The following is a 22202-nucleotide window of genomic DNA, read 5'->3' on the forward strand; positions in this document are numbered from 1 at the left end:
GTGCTCCTTAGATTGATTTCAATGTAAAGCCGTCAACGAGATCGAGTGCCATGATGCCATTAAGGTGAACGAGCAAAGCTTCGGGTATTTCGCTCAAACTCTGCTTCTGCTCTAAACATTGCAGCAGTTGAAAAACATCGGTATCGAGTGCGTGACATTGAGCTTCTCCATTAGCTTGAATCGAGATGACACCTCGCTGTAATTGATTGATATTGAGCTGTTCAAACTCTTGGTGTTGAATCGCATGAAAGAGATCAAATACGGCGTAGTTTGAGTCAAAGCTGCGGTTGCCAGTGCGCAAATGAAACACCAAATGAGGTTGTTGTTCTTCCGTCACTTGGGCAAGTGCAGATAAAGGGATTCGATTTGGTTTTTCGACTTTCTCATTCTGTATTTGTCGAGCTAAGTCCATATGCCATTCAAACCTTGCGACTTCAGGAGTGTACGGGGCTTGGGTCATTACCTGACTAAACTGCATAATCGTATCTTGAAAGCCCACACCATAATGTACGACATTACCTTCTGCTAAGGGGTGAGAAAGTACGTGTTGGCGAGCAATTTGATCGAAGCACTCTTTTCCAACTAAGGCTTCAACCATTGGGTAGGTTGCTGCCAATACCTCACTCAAGCTGATGATAAAGTTATTGCGGTAAATCTGTATGCGTTCATCTGCGGTAAACTTGTCACTCACAATGTCGCATTCTTCACCGAGCGCTTGATAATGTAGGGCTTTAGCAAATTGACTCTGCAAGGTCGTAAGCTTCATGACGCTTTCCTTTTGCTCTTTTGGTCAATTAAATGATTTTTCTGCAATAGTGAGGATGCTTTTTCTGCTTCGCCAAGGAGGATTTCTGGTGCAGGAATATCCAAATCCCATTCAATCAGCGTATGGCGAGGGCCGTGTTTTTGTGTCCAACTAACGAACAGCTGCCATACATCATCACTGACGGGACGGCTATGAGTATCAATCCAAATCTCACCTTTATCCAACGGCTTAATAGTAAAACCTGCCAAATGAATCTCGTCGACTTTGTCGGCTGGAATCGCATCTAGGTATGTGTCGCAATCAAAACCGTGATTGAAGGCGGAAACATATACGTTATTTAAGTCGAGTAATAAACGACAGTCGGTGCGCTTTTGCACTTCGGTAAGAAAATCCCATTCGCTGATGGTTGAATGGTGAAACTTCACATAACTAGATGGGTTCTCAATTAAGATTTCACGTTGTAGATATTCTTGCACTTCAAGCACGTTACGAGTGAAGACTTGCAGCGCTTCTTCCGTGTAAGGCAAGGGAAGTAGATCATTGAAGTAGTGACCACCATTTTCACTCCAGCTTAAATGGTCAGAGACGAAGAGCGGGTCAATTGTATTTATCAATGCTTTTAGTTGCGCTAAATGTTTCGTATTCACACGTTCCACCGAGCCCAGCGATAAACCAATACCGTGGCAACTGATGTGGTAGTGCTCGCGTAATGCTTGCAGTTGATGGCGCTCTGCTGAGTTGGGCTGAAAGTAGTTCTCGCTGTGGATTTCTAGCCACGACAGCTCAGGTTTGTGTTGGCTAAAATAATCGAGATGAGGGGAACGTAATCCGACGCCAGCAAGAGGATGGAAAGAGTGATGTTTCACGTGAAACTCCTTTTCTGATTGGCGAGTAACTGGGGGCGTTGGTTAAAGTGCAACGCGCCCCACAGAAACTTGTGATGTTGAGTTATGAGCCGCTGGTGCTACCGCCAGCCAATTTGTCACACAATCCTTTAGGAACGACAACAAAAGCATCTTTTTGGTTGTCTTCTTTAGAGGTGCCCGCGCAAGAGCTGTTTTTCGTTGCGCAGTCATTTTTACCGGCTTTCGCCACGCCATAACACTTTTCTTTTTCTGCTGCGACAGCAGGGGCTGCGGTGAGCATGGTGCCACCAAGAGCAAGAAGTCCAGTAACAGCAGCAGTAACAGCAAGATTCGATTTTTTCATCATAATTTCCTCTGAGTGATTTCCTTTTACTTTCATTCGGCAAGTCGATTCGCCGTTTGGCGTACAACCTTTATCCACTTGCTTAAATTAAAAGATAGAGATGAGGCAGAAAAACTTTCATAAAAATAACTCTCGCGAATGGTTTTGGGGTGATTACCTTCGTTAACTCTTTGAATGAAAGATTAAAAAAACAACGAATTTTTTATCAAGTTTTGTCTAAACAGCACCCAGCTGTTTAGGTTATAATCGGTTTTTATGTATAAATAACCAGTAGCTCATCATGATGGATCCATCTCTATTACTCGACGGTCTAAACGATAAACAGCGTGAAGCCGTTGCAGCTCCTCTAGAAAACTTACTTGTCCTTGCTGGTGCAGGGAGTGGTAAGACTCGCGTTCTTGTTCACCGTATCGCTTGGCTTATGTCAGTCGAGCAAGCTTCTCCTTTCTCGATCATGTCGGTCACCTTCACCAATAAAGCGGCAGCAGAAATGCGTGGTCGTATTGAAGAGTTGATGATGGGCAGTGCATCTGGCATGTGGAATGGGACTTTCCACGGTATCTGTCACCGCATTTTGCGTGCACACTATCTTGATGCCAAGCTACCGGAAGATTTCCAAATCATAGACAGCGATGATCAGCAGCGCTTGTTAAAGCGTTTGATCAAAGCGCAAAACTTGGATGAAAAGCAGTGGCCTGCACGCCAAGTTTCATGGTGGATTAATGGTAAGAAGGACGAAGGATTACGCCCATCGCATATCGACGCTTATCACGATCCAGTGACCAAAACTTATTTGCAGCTGTATACCGCTTACCAAGAAGCGTGTGATCGTGCTGGCTTAGTGGACTTTGCGGAAATTTTGCTGCGCGCGCATGAGCTACTGCGTGACAACAAGTTTGTGCGTGAACACTACCAAGCACGCTTTAAGCATATCTTGGTTGACGAATTCCAAGACACCAACAACATTCAATACGCTTGGCTACGCATGATGGCTGGCCCAGATTGTCACGTGATGATTGTAGGTGACGACGACCAGTCAATTTATGGTTGGCGCGGTGCAAAAGTCGAGAACATTGAGAAGTTCACGCTGGAGTTTCCGAGCGTGAACACCATCCGTCTCGAACAAAACTATCGTTCGACGAAGACGATTCTTGAAGCGTCCAATACCTTGATTGCGAACAACACTGAACGTATGGGTAAAGAGCTGTGGACGGATGGCAATGTGGGAGAGCAGATCTCGGTTTACAGCGCTTATAACGAGCTTGATGAAGCGCGCTTTGCGGTCAATAAAATCAAAGAGTGGCAAGAGAATGGCGGCGCATTGAATGATGCTGCGATGCTGTATCGTAACAACGCGCAATCTCGTGTTTTGGAAGAAGCATTAATTCAGGCAGGCTTACCGTACCGTATTTACGGAGGCATGCGATTCTTCGAGCGTCAAGAAATCAGAGATGCGTTGAGCTACTTGCGTTTGATGGCGAATCGCAACGATGATGCCGCGTTTGAACGTGTCGTGAATACCCCAACACGTGGTCTGGGCGATAAGACGCTAGAGACTATCCGTCGTGCAGCTCGTGATAGAGGGTGCACTATGTGGGAAGCCAGTCTGGCAATGCTCGATGAGCAAGTATTACCGGGTCGAGCAGCTGGTGCGTTAAGTCGTTTTGTCGAATTAATCACCGCGCTGGAAGACGATACACTAGAAATGCCATTGCACGAGCAAACGGACCACGTGATCAAGTACTCGGGGTTGTTTGCGATGTATGAGCAAGAGAAGGGCGAAAAGTCTAAAGCTCGCATAGAAAACTTGGAGGAGCTGGTTACCGCCACTCGCCAATTCGAAAAACCAGAAGAAGCGGAAGAAATGTCTCTGCTGACGGCATTTTTAACACATGCGGCTCTAGAAGCGGGCGAAGGTCAGGCGGACGAATTTGAAGATGCAGTCCAACTGATGACGCTGCATAGTGCGAAAGGTTTGGAATTCCCATTGGTATTCATGGTCGGTGTGGAAGAAGGTATGTTCCCAAGCCAGATGTCCGCTGAAGAGGCAGGGCGTTTGGAAGAAGAGCGCCGTCTGTGTTATGTGGGCATGACGCGCGCGATGCAAAAGCTCTACATTACTTACGCGGAAATGCGTCGCCTATATGGCCAGGACAAATACCACAAACCATCGCGCTTTATTCGTGAATTACCAGAAACGTGTTTGGATGAAGTGCGCATGAAGGCGCAAGTGAGTCGCCCTTCAAGTAGTGGACGTTTTAGCCAAACCGCAGTAAAAGAAAACTTCAATGAGACTGGTTTTTCACTAGGTTCTCGTGTGATGCATCCGAAATTTGGTGAAGGAACGATCATCAACTTTGAGGGCAGTGGCCCACAAAGCCGAGTGCAGATTGCTTTCAACGGTGAAGGCATTAAATGGTTAGTCACCGCTTACGCGAGACTGGAGAAGCTGTAGGGCTTTGTGAAAAAATGAACATAAGAGCTGCTTCGGTGGCTCTTTCTGTTTTGGCTGTTTGGAATCAACAAAATGCTGAAAGATAGGGAGCTAAATGACGCTATTCGAAAAGGCTCTTAGTCTAAATCGCTTATCTTTAGACAAAGAAAAACCCCGAGGGCTTACGCCCGTCGGGGTTATAGTCTTACTCGCAGCAATCCAGCTACTAAAAGTGCTCCATGCATCAAATCCTTGATAGCGTGCTGCATTCCTTCAGCTTAATCCTTTCGTCGCCTTCCTAGCGGTGTCCTTGACCTTATCCTGGTCTGCTAACCATCCTCGTTAGCTCTCATCACTTGTTCCCTGAGCGGTGTCCATGACATCATCCTGATGTTCAGTCCTTTCCTCGTCCAGAGGTGTCCATTTCCCGTCCTTAGTAGCAACCGTCCTAGTTGCTATTGATTCCGTTCAATGTCCAGTTTTGCAATCCATGCCCGACTATTCATCCTGAATACCCGTTTCTTCTTCCTGAAGTTCACCAAATCCGTGGTGTTTCCTGTTCCGTGTCAGCATCCTTCCGACAAGGTTCATATTACGCTCTTCACGATTCTCAACAATGGTCGAAGCCCACATTTTTCTCAATTAAAAGCGTTTGAAAAATAAACATATTTATATTATTCAATGTTTTATGGTTGTTTGTGGGCTGTTTTACCATTAAAAAAGAGAGGTTTGCTCCACTCTTTGTGAGAGATCTCGCACAAGGAGTCGAGCAAAACAGGCCTATTTGCCAATTGCTGCTCCTTCTCGACGAGGATCTGCGGCACCTTCTAGTTCATCTTTTGTGATGCGTATCGCATGCAGTCCAGAATTCAAATCACGAACATTGGTTTTAAAGCCCATCTTCTCCAGCTCTGGCTGTAAGCCTTCTGCAGCGGTACCTTGCTCAATATCTAAGGTGCCAAAACGGTCGAGTAATCGTGGTTGATTGATTGCTTGTTGGATATCCATATCCCATTGCGTGTGGGCAATGATGGTTTGCGCCACGTAACCGATGATTCGACTGCCACCCGGAGAACCTATCGCCATGTAAGGTTTGTTATCTTTCATCATAATGGTCGGGGCCATTGAAGATCGTGGACGCTTGCCTGGTTCTATGTGGTTGGCGATTGGGATTCCGTCGTTATGAGTACGGAAAGAAAAATCGGTCAGTTCATTATTGAGCAAGAAGCCACGCACCATTAAGCGCGAGCCAAACGCATTCTCAATGGTGGTCGTCATGGAAACCACATTGCCTTGCTTATCGACGATATTGAAATGGCTGGTGGAAGGGAGTTCAATGGACTCGTCCATGCTTAAGTTCATTGCGTGCGACCACGGAGGATTGCCCGCTTCAACTTTGCTTAGTGCTTTGCCGACTTGGATCAGCTCTGCTCGCTGCTGGAGGTAGCTTTTATCAAGCAAGCCTTGAGTTGGCATCGGCACGTAATCTTGGTCTGCCATGTATTTACCACGGTCAGCAAACGCTAGACGCGATGCATCGGCGAGTACTTGCCAAGATTTAATGCTGTTAGCCCCCCAGCCTTTGAGATCGTACTGTTCAGTGATCGCCAAAATCTGACCAATGGTGAGCGCGCCAGAGCTTGGTGGTCCCATGCCGCAAATGTCATAGCTTTGGTATGCTGCACAAACCGGCTCACGTTGTCTGATTTGGTAGGTATCAAAGTCGGGTTGGGCTAATACACCGGGGTTACCCGGCGCGTTTTGTACCGTCTCGATAATGTCTCTGGCGATATCCCCATGGTAGAAGGCTTGGGCGCCTTGCTTAGCAATAGCACTCAGCGTTTGTGCGTATTCAGGGTTTTTTAATAGCGTACCTTCGGTTTTTGGCGAGCCATCCGAGTTAAAGAAATAGGCTTTTGTGACTGGAAAGCGTGATAAACGCTCGGCGTCTTTTTCTATCAAGCTTGCTAGGCGAGGACTGACTTTGAATCCTTGCTCCGCAAGCGAGATAACAGGCTGAATGATCTTTTTCCATTCCAGCTTGCCGTATTTCTGGTGAGTATCCCACAATAGTTTCACGGTGCCTGGTGTTGCGACAGAGCGTCCACCAACCACGGCATCGTAGAATTGCAATGGCTGACCGTTCTCATCTAAAAATAGCTTTGGCGTTACGGCGAGGGGGGCGGTTTCACGCCCGTCGTAAGTGGTCAGTTTTTGCTTTTCGGTATCCCAATACACTAAGAACGCACCGCCACCAATACCTGATGACTGGGGTTCAACTAAGCCAAGCATCAATTGCACCGCGACCATGGCATCTATCGCATTCCCGCCTTGCTCAAGTATGTCTGCACCCGCTTGGGTCGCCAGTGGGTTAGCAGCGGTAACCATATAATCTTTAGCTTTGACCAGCTGCTTTTGCTCAATGCCAGTGCTGTGCTCTGGTGCGACCGAATCTGCAGCTTGGTTAGCGAAGGCTTGTCCAGTGAAGGTGAAAGGGGAAGTAAGAAAAAGACCCGAGAGTACGAGTCGGTTAAATGTCCATTGCATGATGACTCTCCATGTTGCCAACTAAGGTTATTCAGCTTGGCAGCCACGGATATAGTCGTCGAGTTTCCTATTAAAGAAATGTCGAGTGTGCGACGCTTTTAAATCAGAGAGTTATCGAGAAAGGAGCGGAAGGTTTGCACTAAAATACTGCTGCCAACTAGGGTAAATACCACACCACATAAACCATCTATATAAATGCCGGCTTGCTGCAATCTTGTTTGCAAGCGCTGCGTTGACAGCATCCATGCAAGGCTAGAAAACCAGAGTAGCGACAAACCAAACAAAATCACCAGAGCAATTCCTTTTCCTGTCACCGACATGCCCACTGGGACAAGGCTCGACATTAAACTCACAAAAAATACTAAGGCTTTGGGGTTGAGAATATTGGTTGCGAACCCCTTGGTAAACGCCTGACGTTTATTACCGATCACAAGGTTACTGTTTTTGCTTGGCTGATCAGAAAGTGGGTTTTTGATCGTCGCGATCACGCCGCGCAGTGCACCGATACCCAAATACAACAGATAGCTGCCCCCAAGCAATTGTAAGACGGAGTAGAGCAGAGGATGCTGGTGAACTAAATAGCTCACCCCCGTTAGGCTGAATAAAGAATGCAGCAAAATACCGACTGATAAGCCAAGCGCAATGTATAAGCCAGTTTGACGGCCATGACGGGTGGCATTTTGTACCACAAGCGCAAAATCCGGACCTGGGCTCATTAAGGCAATGAAGTGGATACTGGCAAGCGTTAAAAGGATAGTCGATTCATTCATAACACATCTCAAAACATAGTGGATATGAGCTATTGTCGTGATTCTTATTCGGTAGTGCTTGTAAAAAACTAGCAGTACTGAATACCACAGCGTATGAGATATTAGCGTGCCACTTGTGAAGGCGAGACGCCATAGGTTTGTTTAAACGCTTTACTAAAGTGGGCCTGATCATAAAAGCCCACTTGATAGGCGACGTCCGTACCACACCATCCTGCTTGGAGTAGTTTCATTCCTTGCTCTAATCGCAAGCGAGCAAACCAAGCGTAGGGAGTCATCCCCGTTTGCGCTTTGAAATGGCGTTGAAACTGCGTGGGGCTCAGTTGGCAGAGCTCTGATAGTGCATCTAAACGAACTGTTTGGTCGAGATTCGCCATTAAGTAATCTTTTAAGGTATGTAAAGACTGTTTTCCAAGCGGAACCACTTTTTGCCTCGCGAGTGATCCGTAGCGATCAAAAAGTTGATTAAATCCTTCAAAAGGAAGGCAATCTTTGGTGAGTTGGCTGAGGTTATCGCGGCGAAGAAGAGCATGCAAGTTACTAAGTTGTGAAAATATCTGTGGATCGGAGATGATCAATTCATTAAAGCGGATTATTTGACCATTTTGACTAAGATCGGCAAGATCGCTGAGTAGGTGCGGCTCGATCGCAAATACATTCACTTCATAGCCACTTTCGAGCTTAGAGTGCCCATCGTGCAGTTCATCTGGCGGCATAATTACGATTTGCCCATGACCCACTTGATGGCTACAGCCTTGATATTGGAACTTTTGCGTGCCATGCGTGATCAGACCGAGGTGAAAGTCCAGATGATAGTGCCTTTGAAAGGCAAACTTCTGGTATTTCGCCTCGATCAGGCTCAGCTGATCATGGTCGGTTGCGTAGTATTGAATCTGTTCCATTACATACAAAAAAGCTTGGTCACATTATGACCAAGCTTATCTGGCAATTTCTAACTTGTCTTGTAAAAAACGATCACTGTGGCTGAACGATTCGGCGTGAGCGACGGTTGTTGCGCAGTCCATCAAAGCTAAATACGACTAGCGCTCCCCAAATAAAGGCAAAGGTAATCGCTTTATCCATGCTAAAGGGTTCGCCATACATCAGTACTGCCAGTAAGAACATCAAGCTTGGGCCGATGTACTGGAAAAAGCCCAACGTTGATAATTTGAGTCTTGTTGCCGCGCCCGTAAAGCAAAGTAGGGGCAGTGTGGTAATCACACCTGCTGCAATCAACAAGCTATTTAATGCTAACGGGTTAGTGAGCATATTCGACGTTGGGGTTTCTGCAATAAACAGCAGATACACGGCGGCGACAGGCAGAAGGAGTAATGTTTCGATAAACAATCCTGTTTTTGCATCGACACTGACTTTCTTCCTTAAAAGGCCATAGAAGCCGAAACTCATTGCTAACGCCATCGCAACAACGGGCACGGAGCCGAATACAATCAATTGGACCAGTACACCACAGCCCGCTAATACGACAGCAAACCATTGCAACTTACGAAGTCGCTCTCCCAAAAAGACCATGCCGAGCAAGACATTGATTAATGGGTTAATGTAATAGCCTAAGCTCGCGTCAAGCATATGATTGGAATTGACCGCCCAGATGAAAATCAGCCAGTTTCCGCCAATTAATACAGAACTTGCGATCAGGTAAGCGATCTTCGTTTTGTCTTTCGCGATGTAGTAAACCGAGCGCCAGTGACGGCCAAAGTGAAGGAGTGCGGCAAGCAAAAAGAAAGACCAAATCACCCGGTGGCTCAGAATCTCCAAAGGGGATACTTGTGCGATGGATTTAAAATACATCGGCGCAATGCCCCACATGGTATAGGCACCAATCGCCAGCAAGATACCTTGCCGAGCGCGTTGTTGTTCGTCTTCTGGTGTCATGAGGTGTCACCTAATTGTGTGTTTATAGAGCAGAAAATCAGTATACGAGTCGTGATGCGAAACACCTAGCAATTTGCGGTTTTATTCACCACGAAACCCCATTACAATGTGCCCTCACTTTGTGTGCCTGGGCATGCAAAAGCATTTCTACGATCACTCAATCTGAGATTATTCATGACCTCCACCTTGCTAGCCGAACAATCAGATACGCCTGTAACGCCTCAACGTGTGTTGGAGGAAGTCTTCGGTTACCAGACGTTTCGTGATGGTCAGCAAGAAGTTATTGAAGCCGCTATCGAAGGCAAAGACAGCTTGGTCATCATGCCGACTGGTGGCGGTAAATCTCTCTGTTACCAAATTCCGGCGTTAGTGCGCTCAGGGATTACCTTGGTGATTTCACCGCTGATTTCATTGATGAAAGACCAAGTTGATCAACTGAAAGCCAATGGTGTAGCAGCGGAGTGTGTGAACTCGACCATGAATCGAGAAGAGCTACTGAGTGTGTATAATCGCATGCACTCTGGTCAGCTTAAGCTAGTGTATGTCTCGCCAGAGCGCGTGTTAATGCGTGACTTTATTGAGCGTTTAGAAAACTTACCCTTATCTATGATCGCCGTGGATGAAGCACATTGTATCTCTCAGTGGGGACATGATTTTCGCCCAGAATACGCGGCGTTAGGTCAGTTAAAGCAACACTTTTCGCATGTGCCCTTTATGGCACTCACTGCCACTGCCGATGATGCGACGCGTCGTGATATTCTAGAACGCTTACGCTTACATGAGCCTCAGGTGTATCTAGGAAGCTTTGATCGTCCCAACATTCGTTACACCTTGGTAGAAAAGCACAAACCGGTTTCTCAAATCATTCGCTATCTAGCCACCCAAAAGGGAAGCTGCGGCATTATTTATTGCGGCAGTCGTAAGAAAGTTGAAATGGTGACCGAGAAGCTATGCAACAACCATATCCGCGCTGCTGGTTATCATGCAGGGATGGATACTGAAGAGCGAGCTTACGTTCAGGAAGCTTTTCAACGTGATGACATTCAAATCGTCGTTGCGACGGTTGCATTCGGCATGGGTATCAATAAGCCAAACGTGCGCTTTGTTGTGCATTTTGATATTCCACGTAACATCGAGTCCTATTATCAGGAAACTGGTCGAGCAGGGCGAGATGGCCTGCCTGCCGAGGCGATGATGTTGTATGACCCAGCCGACATCAGTTGGTTGCGTCGTATGTTGGATGAAAAAGATGATGGACCGCAGAAGCAGGTAGAAAGCCACAAACTCAATGCGATGAGTGCTTTTGCGGAAGCGCAAACCTGTCGTCGTCAGGTACTGCTCAACTATTTTGGAGAGTATCGCGAAAAGCCGTGTGGTAACTGCGATATCTGCCTGGACCCACCAAAACACTTTGATGCGACCGAAGAAGCGCGCAAAGCGTTGTCGTGTGTTTACCGCGTTAACCAAAGTTTTGGTATGACGTATGTGGTTGAGGTGCTGCGTGGGATGCAAAACATTCGTGTGCGCGAACATGGCCACGATAAAATTTCGACTTACGGCATTGGTCGTGATCACAGCCATGATTACTGGGTAAGTATCTTCCGCCAGTTAATTCATAAAGGGCTGCTATTTCAAAACATCACTCGTAACTCGACGTTGCAATTAACCGAAGAAGCACGTCCATTACTACGTGGTGATGTGTCTTTAGAACTTGCAGTTCCACGTTTAGATACCGCAGCACGTGCCGCGAAGTCGGATAAACTGACCAGCAAAAACTACGATAAGAAGTTGTTTGCCAAATTACGTAAGCTACGTAAGTCGATCGCCGATGAAGACGGTTTGCCACCATACGTGGTATTCAGTGATGCGACCTTGATTGATATGGCAGAAATGCTGCCAACGTCATACGGCGAAATGTTAGCGGTTAGTGGCGTTGGTCAACGTAAACTAGAAAAATACGCCGATCCATTCTTGGATCTGATCCAAGAACACATTACTCACCACGGATAAGGAATCCATATGCACAAGGAATTTGGTCTCGCTGATTACATTGTTGAAGAAGGGCGTCTTATTATTATCGCTCCAAGCTTCGACCTCGATACTTTTCCGGCACTGGGTGAGCGTTTGGTGGGATTATTATCTGCGTCTGTGGTAGAAAAACAGTGGGATGCGGATATTCACTCTTGGTTGATCGATTTTGAAGGCTGCCGCTTATTTATGAAAGCGGAGCACTACAGCGAAGCGATTTGGTTTGAAGCGCTAACAATAGAAGAGAGTAGGGAAGAGCTCGACTATTTAGCCGGATTGTTCCAACGCGGCTTCTAAATTCAAGTTATCTATTCTTTAAAGGGTGTTTCACATGAAACACCCTTTCTTATTTTTGCATCAAAGCCCTTGGTTTTGACGTGATGTTCGCGAAGAAACGTTTGCGTATAAAACACCGCTTGTGAGTAAAATTGGTTAATGTATAATCGCCCACCGCTTTACTCTGAATGAGTTAAGCTAGTTTAATCGTCATTTTTTACATTGTTGGTAAGAGTGCTTTTCTCTGTAGAAAACGCTCGATTTGGGTTCCCTCGCCCCCAAACCAAACTAAAAAGGTATCGCATGAGTAACTTTACCCCTGCGCAGCAGCGCAACGCCCTTATCTATCTGGTTTTATTCCACCTAGTCATTATTGCATCCAGCAATTACCTAGTTCAGCTACCGTTTACTATCTTTGGCTTACATACCACCTGGGGTGCATTCACCTTCCCATTTATTTTCCTTGCGACGGATTTAACCGTACGTATTTTCGGTGCTCAGTTGGCGCGTAAGATCATTTTCTTAGTAATGTTGCCTGCTTTGGCTGTCTCTTACTTCTTATCGGTGGTGTTCTTCGAGGGGCAGTTCCAAGGTTTTGGTCACTTAGGGGAATTTAACTTATTCGTTGCTCGTATCGCGATTGCTAGCTTCATGGCGTATCTACTTGGTCAGATTATGGATGTGCACGTGTTCAACCGCCTACGCCAAATGAAACAGTGGTGGGTGGCCCCAACGTGTTCAACGCTTTTTGGTAATGCACTGGATACCATCGCCTTCTTCGCGATTGCGTTCTACCAAAGTCCAGATCCATTTATGGCGGAACATTGGACGGAAATCGCGCTGGTGGACTACGGCTTTAAGTTAGTGATTAGTCTTGGTCTGTTTGTGCCTATGTACGGCGTACTACTGAATTACTTAATTAAGAAGCTAACGGCAGTGAACCCTAACTTTAAAGTTACGACGACGGCATAGTTTTCATCAGTTAATAGCAACAAAGCCGCTTTTGATAGCGGCTTTGTTGTTTCTAAAGCAAATGTACATCGAAATGAGTATTTAGATCATCGGTGTCTCAAAACTCTATGAGTTGTACATAGGATAATAACGGGTATTAAAAAGGCCCCAGAAGGAGCCTTTGTCATGGGATAACAACCATTAATCAGAGGTAATCGTTAATGGCCAACCGATATCAGTTTGACGGTTGGATTCGATTTCTAGCTCAGCGGCGGTCAACGGGTTGGCCGCTAGCCACTGTGCATCAATGTTTAATGTTAGGTTGTCACCTTCAGCCGTTAATACGACGTTTGGCTCTAAGTTTTGGTTGCGACGGTGAGTCAACAACACCGCTAAGCGCAACAACCGCAGTACGCGCTTGGCACTTGAGCCTGATAACGCGTGTTGCTCAGGCAGTGAGGTGAGTTGTTCTCGATAACGACGGGCAATCTCACCAATAAAGAACTTCTGCGCGCGAGTGTAGCCAGGTAAATCCAGATTCTGGAGTAGGTAAGCACTGTGCTCACCGCCTTTTTTGAAATCGATCGTTAAGCCGATTTCATGCAGCTTTGCGGCGGTTTCAAGCAATATCTTGCCTTGAGGTTCCGTAATCCACTCATCGCCGCCGGCTTGCTTCAACAGTTTGCTTGCCAGTGTCGCAACTTGTTCACCGTATTGGTGATCGAGCTGATAACGATTTTGTACGCTGGCAATTGTGCGAGCACGGATGTCTTCTTGACGTAGCTCTTCAACCATCTCGTAGACTAAGCCTTCACGTAGTGCGCCGCCAGCGAGTGTCATCGCGTCGATTTCCAGTAATTCAAAAACGGCAATCAAAATAGATAAGCCACTAGGGAACACTAATGCACGCTCAAGCGTTAAGCCTTCAATGTCGAGCTCTTCTAAATGATCGGCTAACATGGCTTGCTTCTGCAGGCGTTTCAATTTGGAGTGAGTGATTACTTCGTCCATACCTTGCGCTAGCATTATCTCTTGCAATGCCTGAACGGTGCCTGATGCGCCTACGCACACATCCCAACCGATTTCTGTATAGCGCTCTAGAATTGGCTGGATAGTCTGCTTCGCGCCTTCAATTGCTGCGTCAAAGTTACGCGCATTCAACTGGCGATCTTTAAAGAAGTTTTCCAGCCAAGTCACACAACCCATTTTTAAACTGGTCAGTGCTTTGGCTTCGAAACCTTCACCGATGATGAGCTCGGTACTTGCGCCACCAATATCGACAACAAGGCGGCGACCGCTGCCTCCAGAAGTGTGTGCGACACCTTTATAGATAGTGGCCGCTTCTTCTTCACCGGAGATAACGTCGATTGGTTGACCAAGAATCTGGTTCGCTTTCTCCAGAAACACATCTACATTCGTGGCGGTACGTAAAGTTGCTGTGCCTACAATACGAATGTTTTGTTTAGGAATATCCTGCAAGCGTTCCGCAAATAGACTTAAGCAGTCCCATCCTCGCTGCATAGCTTCCATACTAAGAGAATTATGTTCATCTAGGCCCGCTGCTAGACGAACCTTGCGCTTAATTTTAGCCATTGTTTGAACGCTGCCATCGATATGACGCACAACGAGCATGTGAAAACTGTTCGACCCGAGGTCGATGGCGGCGTATAGCGGCGATGATCCTGCTTGACTCATAAACGAACTCAGTTTCCTTTTACGATTGTTTTGGTGCCGACTGACGCGGTTGGCGTGGACGACGTCCTTGCGGCTTGCGGTTACCTGAACCTGAACGAGTACCGCCAGTATTCGTACGACGCTGTTGGTTGCGTGGCGCACGCATACGAATTGGCGCTGGCAGATCTTGGATCAGAGCTGACGAATCGTATTCTGAAACTGGGATAGTGTGCTCAATGTATTCTTCGATTGCAGGCAGGTTAACTGCGTACTCTTCACAAGCAAAACTGATCGAGTGGCCGCTTGCACCAGCACGACCGGTACGGCCAATACGGTGAACGTAATCTTCACAGTCGTCAGGAAGGTCGTAGTTGAAAACGTGCGTCACTTGAGGAATATGCAGACCACGCGCAGCAACGTCAGTTGCAACAAGAATGTCGACATCACCTTTGGTGAATTGCTCAAGAATCTTTTCACGTTTCTTCTGCGGTACATCACCAGTAAGAAGACCGACACGGTGTCCATCGGCAGCCAAGTGACCCCAAACCGATTCACACTTGTGTTTCGTGTTCGCAAAAATGATGGCGCGATCTGGCCATTCTTCTTCAATCAAAGTTTGAAGGAGGGCCATTTTATCTTCGTTAGAAGGGTAGAAAAGTTCTTCCTGAATGCGGTGACCAGTTTTCTGTTCTGGTTCTACCACCACATGCTCAGGGGTGTTCATGTGCTCAAATGCCAGTTCTTGAACGCGGTAAGAAAGCGTCGCTGAGAACAGCATGTTCAAACGCTCTTTTGGCTCAGGCATACGACGGAACAAGAAGCGAATGTCTTTAATAAAGCCAAGATCGAACATGCGGTCGGCTTCATCCAGAACAACGGCTTGAATGTTGTTAAGATTGAATACGCGCTGTTTGTAGAAATCGATGATACGACCTGTCGTACCAATCAGAATATCGACACCATCTTGCAGCTTATTCAATTGCTTATCGTAGCTTTCACCACCGTAAGCCAAAGCGGTTTTTAGACCAGTGCTCTCAGTTAATGCTTCTGCATCATTGTAAATCTGAATAGCAAGCTCACGTGTTGGCGCCATAATGATTGCGCGTGGCTGCGTAGGTTTACGACCTTCATGCTCTGGTGTCGTCAGAAGGTGGTTGAATGTAGCAGTAAGAAACGCGAGCGTTTTACCAGTACCCGTTTGGGCCTGGCCTGCGATGTCTTGGCCGGTGAGCAGGACCGGCAACGCCAAGGCTTGGATAGGGGTACAAAATTCGAACCCTTTTTTGTCCAATCCTTCAATAACTTGGGGCTTTAAGCCCAAATCGGCGAACTTTTGCTCTGTGATATGCGTCTTTTTCATGGCTATAGAATATCAGCTAAAGCTTGCAATACGAAAGTAAATACATTCCAATAGGGCATCTAATTACTGGTTATCATCCAACCAGTTTCGAAAAACACATTGGAGTGGAAGATGAGTGATAAGATTTTGCAGCTAACTGATGACGGTTTTGAAAACGATGTAATCAACGCTGCAGGCCCGGTTCTAGTGGATTTCTGGGCAGAATGGTGTGGTCCTTGTAAAATGATCGCTCCTATTCTGGACGAAATCGCAGACGAGTACGAAGGCAAACTCACTATCGGTAAACTAAACATCGACCATAACGCAGGTACACCACCTAAGTTTGGTATTCGCGGCATTCCAACGCTACTGCTATTCAAAGACGGCAACGTAGCGGCAACGAAAGTTGGTGCTCTGTCTAAAACTCAACTAAAAGAGTTTTTGGACGCAAACTTATAATCACCAAGTGATTACAGATAAAACCGTGCAAAGTAACAACGCACGGTTTTGTTTTTCTAACTCTGGACTAGAATACTAATTAGTGCTAACTTATCGCGCGTTAATTGAACAAATTTCTCTTCTTGGTCGATCCTGAGACCAAATCCATCTTAACTAGAAAACAGATCTTATTTTGACTAAACAAGAATCCACCACCATGAACCTTACCGAACTGAAGAACAGACCTGTGTCTGACCTTGTAAAACTGGGCGAAAGCTTAGGATTAGAGAACCTAGCTCGCTTAAGAAAACAAGACATCATCTTCGCGATTTTAAAAGCGCACGCTAAAGGCGGCGAAGACATCTTTGGCGATGGGGTTCTGGAAATTCTGCAAGACGGCTTTGGTTTCCTACGCAGTGCAGATAGTTCATACCTTGCGGGTCCGGACGATATCTACGTATCACCAAGTCAGATTCGTCGCTTTAACCTACGTACTGGTGACTCTATCGCTGGTAAAATTCGTCCACCAAAAGACGGTGAACGCTACTTTGCCCTTCTAAAAGTCAATACCGTTAACGACGACAAACCAGACAACGCTCGTAACAAGATCCTATTTGAAAACCTTACCCCTCTGCATGCAAATGAACGCATGGTAATGGAGCGTGGTAACGGTTCTACAGAAGACATCACAGCACGTGTTTTAGATTTGGCATCGCCTATCGGTAAAGGTCAACGTGGTCTGATTGTTGCTCCGCCAAAAGCGGGTAAGACAATGCTTCTGCAAAATATTGCTCAAAGCATCGCATACAACCACCCAGAGTGTGAGTTGATGGTACTTCTTATCGACGAACGTCCAGAAGAAGTAACAGAGATGCAGCGTCTAGTTAAAGGTGAAGTAGTCGCGTCGACTTTCGATGAGCCAGCATCTCGTCACGTACAAGTAGCGGAAATGGTAATCGAGAAAGCGAAACGTCTTGTTGAACACAAGAAAGACGTGGTTATCCTGCTTGACTCTATCACTCGTCTCGCTCGTGCTTACAACACCGTAGTACCTTCATCAGGTAAAGTACTGACAGGTGGTGTGGATGCAAACGCACTACACCGTCCTAAGCGTTTCTTTGGTGCAGCACGTAATGTTGAAGAGGGCGGTAGCCTAACGATCATCGCAACGGCACTAGTAGATACTGGTTCTAAGATGGATGAAGTTATCTACGAAGAGTTCAAGGGTACAGGTAACATGGAACTGCACTTGAACCGTAAGATTGCTGAGAAGCGTGTATTCCCTGCAATTGACTTCAACCGTTCAGGTACACGTCGTGAAGAGCTACTGACGAAGACTGATGAACTACAGAAAATGTGGATTCTGCGTAAGATCGTTCACCCAATGGGCGAAATCGACGCAATGGAGTTCCTCATTGATAAGCTAGCGATGACGAAGACCAACGATGAGTTCTTCGATGCGATGCGTCGTCAGTAATAGCTGAGTCCTTATTCTAAAAAAGCCACCGTTAACGGTGGCTTTTTTGTTGCTTTCTCCCGATGGAAGCATCAGAATGAGGAGAAATGTTATCGGGAGGTTAACATGCAACAAGGAATGTTGTCGTCATTACTCCTGAGCTTGTCACTTATCACACTACCCGCGACGTTATCTGCCAAGGAAATGCAGGAGTCTGTAGTAGAACAGTGGCTTCAGGATACTCAAATACAGGCTAAAGTCTCTGAACTGCTTGATTACGTTGTCAGGGATGAAGTCGACTCGCTTAAATTTGCCCTTGATCGACTAGCTTTACCTCAACAAGAGGTCGTGCGTTTTCGGTTATTGGAAAAGCTTGAGAAGCAAGATGTGATTCTCACGCCTAGAATGGCTCTGTTTGTTGAGTCTCAGATCCGTATGACTCCTACTTATCAGGTTCTAGAGCGAGGGGACGGGTATGAGTTTAGTGTGCCTGCCTTTAACTTTCCTGCCATTGCGAGCCGCTTGATTAAGCGTTGGAAGCAAGACCAAAGTACCTTGGACTTTGTACTACAAGCTGAGCGGAAAGAGCTCGACTTAAAGCAATGGCTTACAGGGCAATCTCAACAAGCTCAAGCGCGTGAAGCACTTTTGATTCGAGAGTTGGACAGCTTATCACCGCATGCGCTTGCCGCATTAACCACTCAGTTAACCAAAGCGAATGTGACCAGTTGGCTACCATCGACAGCCGTGATCGTGAGATTAGCGCAAGTCAGTCAAGATGAGGAAGTGTACAACTTACTCTGGCGAATGAGAGCGGATTACAACAGCCAGTCCGAACTCGAGCGTTTAGCTACGGTTGGGGACGTTTTTTCAATTCAGCAATTGATGAACTCCACCGTCAATCCGTCACTCAAACCAGAAGCCATTAGTCTACTCACAAAATCCAACCCTTTATCTCCGCAAGTGAAACAGTTTCTAGTGAGCAAAATGGCACTATCGGAAGAAGCTACCATGGTCGCTCGAGAGCTGGCGCAGCAAGGGCATCAAACCTGGTTGGAAGAGTTAGTCTCTAACAACCATCAAGTGAAGACCCGGCAGATAGAGCAAGTATTAAAGTAGTCTGGCTCACATACCCACAAAAAATAGGAGGATCTTAGCGTCCTCCTATTTGTTATACTGCGGACAGTTTAATCAGCCAGTCATGAAGGCCTATGAGTTTTAAGGATTTACGCGAATTTATCGACCACCTAGAACAGAAAGGTCGACTTAAACGCATTGCTCACCCAGTCGATCCCGCTTACGAAATGACAGAAATCAGTGACCGCACCTTGCGTGCTGGTGGACCTGCGCTGTTGTTTGAGAACCCAATTGGCTACGACGTACCTGTTTTGACCAACCTATTTGGTACACCAGAGCGTGTCGCGATTGGTATGGGACGTGAAGACGTTAAAGAATTAAGAGAAGTCGGTAAGCTGCTGGCTTATTTGAAAGAACCTGAGCCACCAAAAGGCTTCAAAGACGCATTGGAAAAATTGCCAGTGTTCAAGCAAGTATTGAACATGCCAGCCAAGCGCTTAAGAAAAGCATCGTGCCAAGAGATTGTGTGGCAAGGTGATGAAGTCGACTTGGACAAAATCCCGGTAATGAGTTGCTGGGCGGAAGACGTTGCACCACTGCTTACGTGGGGCTTAACCGTGACCAAAGGTCCAAACAAGAAACGTCAGAACCTAGGCATTTATCGTCAGCAGAAAATTGCCAAGAACAAAATCATCATGCGTTGGTTAGCTCACCGTGGTGGTGCGCTTGACCTGCGCGATTGGATGGAAACCAATCCAGGTAAACCTTTCCCAGTTTCGGTCGCGTTTGGTGCAGACCCAGCAACCATTCTTGGCGCAGTAACACCAGTGCCAGATACGCTATCGGAATACGCATTTGCAGGTTTGCTACGTGGCAGCAAAACTGAAGTCGTTAAGTCAGTTAGTAATGATTTGGAAGTGCCAGCGAGCGCTGAAATCGTGATGGAAGGCTATATCGACCCGAACGAGTTTGCTGATGAAGGCCCATATGGTGATCACACTGGTTACTATAATGAAAAAGAAAAGCACCACGTGTTTACCATTACGCACATTACTATGCGTAAAGACCCAATCTATCACAGTACCTACACAGGTCGTCCGCCAGATGAACCTGCTGTATTGGGTGTGGCATTAAACGAAGTGTTTGTGCCGATTCTGCAAAAGCAGTTCCCAGAGATCGAAGACTTCTATCTACCGCCAGAAGGTTGTTCGTACCGAATGGCAGTCGTCACCATGAAGAAGCAGTACCCAGGACATGCCAAGCGCGTAATGATGGGCGTGTGGTCTTTCTTACGTCAATTCATGTACACCAAGTTTGTTATTGTGTGCGATGAATCGGTAAACGCGCGAGATTGGAATGATGTCGTCAAAGCCATGTCAGAGCATATGGATCCTGTACGTGATACCTTGATGATAGACAACACGCCAATCGACTCGCTCGACTTTGCTTCGCCAGTGGTTGGGCTTGGCTCTAAGATGGGCTTGGATGCGACCATTAAATGGGATGCCGAGCTGGCGACACGAACCAAGGTTACCGAGCGTGACAATAAAGCGATTACCGAAGCGGATCTGGATGCATTAAAACAGCAACGCCCTGAGATTGTTGATGTCTACTTACCAGCCACAGCAAATAACCAATTTGCTGTTGTAACAATGAAGAAAGACCAAGCCGGTCAATCTCAAGAATTGATGGAATATTTATGGGGATTCTTTGCTCAGTACGCGGATAACAAATTCATTATCTTGTGCGACGATGACGTCAATGCACGAGATTGGAATGACATCATTTGGGCTGTAACAACTCGAATGGACCCAGATAGAGACACCATTCAAGTGCGTGGTAAGACTGAGAGTTCATCCAAATTAGGATTGGATGCGACCAACAAGTTCGAATCTGAAGTCACGCGCGAGTGGGGTACGCCTATCAAAAAAGATCCTAAACTTGTGGCTAAAGTCGATGAGATTTGGGACCAGTTAGGTATTCTATGAGTCATCAAGTCCACCTTCTACCAATGGACGTTACGTTTCCAGTAAAAGAAGGGGAGACGGTGTTGGAAGCTGCGCTCAACAACAATATTCGCTTCCCTCACCGTTGCCAAGTTGGCGCTTGCGCCATGTGCATGTGTAAAAAGCTAACGGGCGAGGTGAATTACCACCTCGAACCTATGCTAACCGAAAAAGAGCAGCAGCAAGGTTGGATATTCCCTTGCCAAGCCTATACAGAAAGTAATTTAGTGCTTACTTTTGATGAGTAAGCGAGAGGAACACCATGACCATCCAATGTAAAGTAAAGTCTATTCAGCCGTTAGCTTGTAATACTTACCAAATCCTTCTTCACCCAGAATCACCAGTGCCTTTTAAAGCGGGTCAGTACCTAATGGTAGTGATGGGTGAAAAAGACAAACGTCCTTTCTCTATCGCGAGCAGCCCTTGCCGTCATGAAGGTGAACTTGAACTGCATATCGGTGCGGCGGAACACAACGCTTACGCTCAAGAAGTTGTCGAAGCAATGCAAGCGGCGCTTGAAACTGATGGTCAGATTGAAATTGATGCCCCGCATGGTGATGCTTGGGTTCAAGAAGAAAGTGAACGTCCACTATTATTAATTGCTGGTGGTACAGGTTTTAGTTACGCGCGCTCGATTCTGGATCACTGCGTCGCGCAGAATAAAACCAACCCTATCTATCTATATTGGGGTGCGCGCGATAACTGCCAACTTTATGCAAAAGAAGAACTGGTCGAGATCGCCGATAAGTTTACTAACGTTCACTTTGTTCCAGTTGTAGAAGAAGCACCTGCTGATTGGCAAGGTAAGGTTGGTAACGTGCTACAAGCGGTGAGTGAAGATTTCGAAAGCTTAGAAAACTACGATATCTATATTGCAGGTCGATTCGAAATGGCTGGCGCAGCACGTGAACAGTTCACTCAGAACAAGAAAGCGAAGAGCGAACGTATGTTCGCAGACGCGTACGCATTCATTTAAATACGGCTTATGAGGCAGAAAAAGAGGGTTTTTTACCCTCTTTTTTGCTTTTTTGATGAAATAGTCATCGAACAGTCAGTTTTTTCCATTTTTTTCCAAAAAAGGGTTGCGAACGGATCTGAGTTCCCTATAATGCGCATCCACCGACACGGCAGACGCGATAAGGCTTCAGCAGGGTCGGAGAGGTAAAAAGCTTCTACGAAAAATAAAATTGAAAAAGTGTTTGACACTGCCAATTAAATCGCTAGAATTCACCTCCACTTTGAGAGAAAAAGTTCTCGCAAAGCAAGCTCTTTAACAATATAGACCTATCAATCTGTGTGGGCACTCGTTGATGATAATCCAATTAGAAGCCTCGGCTTCAA

20 protein-coding genes are annotated in these 22202 nt (G+C 46.4%); 11 read left to right on the forward strand and 9 right to left on the reverse strand.

The features are described 5' to 3' along the window. Nucleotides 1-7: 7 nt before the first annotated feature. From D8S93_RS23015 to D8S93_RS23025, 3 genes are all read right to left on the reverse strand, one after another. Nucleotides 8-766, reverse strand: coding sequence for a DNA-binding domain-containing protein (locus D8S93_RS23015; protein ID WP_152815735.1), 759 nt, complete (start codon nucleotides 764-766; stop codon nucleotides 8-10). Continuing rightward, nucleotides 763-1632, reverse strand: a complete 870-nt coding sequence (locus tag D8S93_RS23020; protein WP_319803072.1) for a DUF692 domain-containing protein — start codon at nucleotides 1630-1632, stop codon at nucleotides 763-765. The genes D8S93_RS23015 and D8S93_RS23020 overlap by 4 nt, the downstream gene beginning before the upstream one ends. 82 nt (nucleotides 1633-1714) lie before the next feature. Further along, on the reverse strand, nucleotides 1715-1975 hold the full coding sequence (locus D8S93_RS23025) for a DUF2282 domain-containing protein (RefSeq protein WP_031780600.1): 261 nt from the start codon (nucleotides 1973-1975) through the stop codon (nucleotides 1715-1717). 280 nt (nucleotides 1976-2255) lie between these two features. Between D8S93_RS23025 and uvrD the strand changes: the two genes are divergently transcribed. Together uvrD and D8S93_RS24915 are read left to right on the forward strand one after the other, a co-directional pair. After that, nucleotides 2256-4430, forward strand: a complete 2175-nt coding sequence (gene uvrD / locus D8S93_RS23030) for a DNA helicase II (protein ID WP_152815738.1) — start codon at nucleotides 2256-2258, stop codon at nucleotides 4428-4430. Nucleotides 4431-4880: 450 nt separating this feature from the next. After that, nucleotides 4881-5072: a hypothetical protein gene (locus tag D8S93_RS24915; RefSeq protein WP_193621663.1), complete on the forward strand. Its 192-nt coding sequence runs from the start codon at nucleotides 4881-4883 to the stop codon at nucleotides 5070-5072. 117 nt (nucleotides 5073-5189) lie between these two features. Here the strand turns inward: D8S93_RS24915 and ggt are convergent, their stop codons facing one another. The 4 genes from ggt to rarD all read right to left on the reverse strand — a co-directional run bounded on the left by ggt (nucleotide 5190) and on the right by rarD (nucleotide 9616). Next, a complete protein-coding gene (ggt, locus tag D8S93_RS23040) occupies nucleotides 5190-6956 on the reverse strand; it encodes a gamma-glutamyltransferase (RefSeq protein ID WP_152815741.1) in 1767 nt (588 codons plus the stop codon). Nucleotides 6957-7054: 98 nt separating this feature from the next. Beyond that, nucleotides 7055-7726, reverse strand: a complete 672-nt coding sequence (locus tag D8S93_RS23045; RefSeq protein WP_046874563.1) for a LysE family translocator — start codon at nucleotides 7724-7726, stop codon at nucleotides 7055-7057. Nucleotides 7727-7827: 101 nt separating this feature from the next. After that, a complete protein-coding gene (locus tag D8S93_RS23050; protein WP_031780599.1) occupies nucleotides 7828-8625 on the reverse strand; it encodes an AraC family transcriptional regulator in 798 nt (265 codons plus the stop codon). 73 nt (nucleotides 8626-8698) lie between these two features. Next, complete coding sequence (rarD, locus tag D8S93_RS23055) at nucleotides 8699-9616, reverse strand: EamA family transporter RarD (protein ID WP_005397014.1); 918 nt, start codon at nucleotides 9614-9616, stop codon at nucleotides 8699-8701. Nucleotides 9617-9790: 174 nt separating this feature from the next. On the opposite strand from rarD, the gene recQ reads away from it, so the two are divergent. From recQ to D8S93_RS23070, 3 genes are all read left to right on the forward strand, one after another. Further along, nucleotides 9791-11626, forward strand: coding sequence for an ATP-dependent DNA helicase RecQ (gene recQ / locus D8S93_RS23060; RefSeq protein WP_005397012.1), 1836 nt, complete (start codon nucleotides 9791-9793; stop codon nucleotides 11624-11626). A gap of 9 nt (nucleotides 11627-11635) precedes the next feature. Continuing rightward, complete coding sequence (locus D8S93_RS23065; protein WP_104974685.1) at nucleotides 11636-11941, forward strand: DUF3630 family protein; 306 nt, start codon at nucleotides 11636-11638, stop codon at nucleotides 11939-11941. 282 nt (nucleotides 11942-12223) lie between these two features. Next, entirely contained in the window at nucleotides 12224-12892 is a 669-nt protein-coding gene (locus D8S93_RS23070; RefSeq protein WP_005397008.1) for a 7-cyano-7-deazaguanine/7-aminomethyl-7-deazaguanine transporter, read from the forward strand. A 180-nt stretch (nucleotides 12893-13072) separates the two neighbouring features. Here D8S93_RS23070 and gppA read toward each other — a convergent pair whose 3' ends face one another. After that, a complete protein-coding gene (gppA, locus tag D8S93_RS23075) occupies nucleotides 13073-14566 on the reverse strand; it encodes a guanosine-5'-triphosphate,3'-diphosphate diphosphatase (RefSeq protein WP_152815744.1) in 1494 nt (497 codons plus the stop codon). A 19-nt stretch (nucleotides 14567-14585) separates the two neighbouring features. Then, complete coding sequence (gene rhlB / locus D8S93_RS23080) at nucleotides 14586-15905, reverse strand: ATP-dependent RNA helicase RhlB (protein ID WP_124009030.1); 1320 nt, start codon at nucleotides 15903-15905, stop codon at nucleotides 14586-14588. Between the two features lie 111 nt (nucleotides 15906-16016). Here rhlB and trxA point away from each other — a divergent pair, with 111 nt between their 5' ends. The 6 genes from trxA to fre all read left to right on the forward strand — a co-directional run bounded on the left by trxA (nucleotide 16017) and on the right by fre (nucleotide 21837). After that, on the forward strand, nucleotides 16017-16343 hold the full coding sequence (gene trxA, locus D8S93_RS23085) for a thioredoxin TrxA (RefSeq protein WP_004745500.1): 327 nt from the start codon (nucleotides 16017-16019) through the stop codon (nucleotides 16341-16343). A gap of 196 nt (nucleotides 16344-16539) precedes the next feature. Further along, nucleotides 16540-17799 (forward strand): transcription termination factor Rho, encoded by a 1260-nt coding sequence (gene rho, locus D8S93_RS23090; RefSeq protein WP_005378757.1) that lies wholly within the window; start codon nucleotides 16540-16542, stop codon nucleotides 17797-17799. 105 nt (nucleotides 17800-17904) lie between these two features. Further along, complete coding sequence (locus D8S93_RS23100) at nucleotides 17905-18897, forward strand: hypothetical protein (protein ID WP_005398448.1); 993 nt, start codon at nucleotides 17905-17907, stop codon at nucleotides 18895-18897. Between the two features lie 92 nt (nucleotides 18898-18989). Beyond that, entirely contained in the window at nucleotides 18990-20843 is a 1854-nt protein-coding gene (gene ubiD / locus D8S93_RS23105) for a 4-hydroxy-3-polyprenylbenzoate decarboxylase (protein WP_152815747.1), read from the forward strand. Continuing rightward, nucleotides 20840-21109 (forward strand): 2Fe-2S iron-sulfur cluster-binding protein, encoded by a 270-nt coding sequence (locus D8S93_RS23110; protein ID WP_012841284.1) that lies wholly within the window; start codon nucleotides 20840-20842, stop codon nucleotides 21107-21109. The genes ubiD and D8S93_RS23110 overlap by 4 nt, the downstream gene beginning before the upstream one ends. A 14-nt stretch (nucleotides 21110-21123) precedes the next feature. Beyond that, entirely contained in the window at nucleotides 21124-21837 is a 714-nt protein-coding gene (gene fre, locus D8S93_RS23115; RefSeq protein ID WP_152815750.1) for an NAD(P)H-flavin reductase, read from the forward strand. The last annotated feature ends 365 nt before the right edge of the window (nucleotides 21838-22202 follow it).

Origin of the sequence: Vibrio sp. VGrn 2 (assembly GCF_009361695.1) — a bacterium.
GTDB classification, from domain to species: domain Bacteria; phylum Pseudomonadota; class Gammaproteobacteria; order Enterobacterales; family Vibrionaceae; genus Vibrio; species Vibrio diabolicus.